A 1221-nucleotide genomic window follows, 5' to 3' on the forward strand; every position below is an offset into this window, starting at 1 on the left:
CAATACATATTTATGACTAAGGTCTGTCACGACAGCTTTCTCATCAACAAGAATTCCTGGATAGCTCGCACCTATCTGCATATTAATCCGCGCAAACATCCCTGGCGTGAACTTACCATCTTCATTGCTAAATACTGCACGCAGTCGTATTGTACCCGTACTGATATCAACCTGATTATCAACAAAATCGATCACTCCCTGATGCGGATATGTAGTTTCACCCGCCAACCCCATAAATACAGGAATATTCATTTCATCCAAACGCTTGCCTTCTCCTAAGCTACGCAAACGAGCAAAGGTTTTTTCGTCAACATCAAAATATGCATGTGTTTTATCAGTAGAAACCAAGGTAGTCAGCACTGTGCTACCTGCAATGACCGAGCTCCCTTTTTTCACACGGGCATTAGAAACCTGGCCATCAAACTCAGCTTTTACGGTGGTGATTGCATCGAGGACTTTAGTTCGTTTCAAGTCTGCCTTCGCACTTTCTACTGCGGCAATAGCTTGAGTTAAGCGGGTGCGACTGTTATCGAGCTGCTCTTGAGAAATCGCGCTTTTCTTACGTAAACTTTCTGCTCGTTTTAAATCACGTTTAGATAATTCTATTTCCGCTACATTGCGTTTAACTTCCGCTTCCAGGCGCTGAACTTCTGCACGCACCGTTCAGCTGTTGATAANGGTAAAAGGTCGTTTAGAGACTTTAGAAGAATTTGAGGATGTTGTACTGCGTGTTGGCGATAACGGAGCCATCACGCGCTTAAAAGATGTCGCGCGAGTTGAATTAGGTTCAAATTCCTATGCGCTAAGATCCTTGCTAAATAACAAGCAGGCCGCAGCCATTGCAATTTTTCAACGCCCTGGCTCAAATGCGATCCAGATCTCAGACGATGTTCGTGCGCGTATGGAAGAATTGAAGAAGACTTTCCCTGCGGGTGTTGATTACAACATCGTCTATGATCCTACCATTTTCGTGCGAGGTTCTATCGAAGCGGTTGTGATGACTTTGCTTGAAGCCATGGTGCTTGTTGTGATTGTGGTCTTACTGTTCTTGCAGACATGGCGAGCATCAATTATTCCTTTAGTTGCAGTACCTGTTTCTTTAGTTGGGACATTTGCAGTGATGGCCATGTTTGGCTTTTCTTTAAATGCACTAACGCTTTTTGGATTAGTCTTGGCTATCGGTATCGTAGTAGATGATGCGATTGTTGTGGTTGAAAACGT

1 protein-coding gene and 1 pseudogene are annotated in these 1221 nt (G+C 43.9%); one reads left to right on the plus strand and one right to left on the minus strand.

Annotated features, from left to right (window positions below; all coding sequences use genetic code 11):
* The coding region (locus A3766_RS01190) for an efflux RND transporter periplasmic adaptor subunit (protein ID WP_156508592.1) at nt 1-660 on the minus strand (660 nt) is incomplete at its 3' end.
* 13 nt (nt 661-673) lie between these two features.
* Between A3766_RS01190 and A3766_RS01195 the strand changes: the two are divergent.
* Nucleotides 674-1221 (plus strand): annotated as a pseudogene (locus A3766_RS01195) (efflux RND transporter permease subunit); the annotation flags it as partial.

Source organism: Oleiphilus sp. HI0132, from assembly GCF_001635845.1.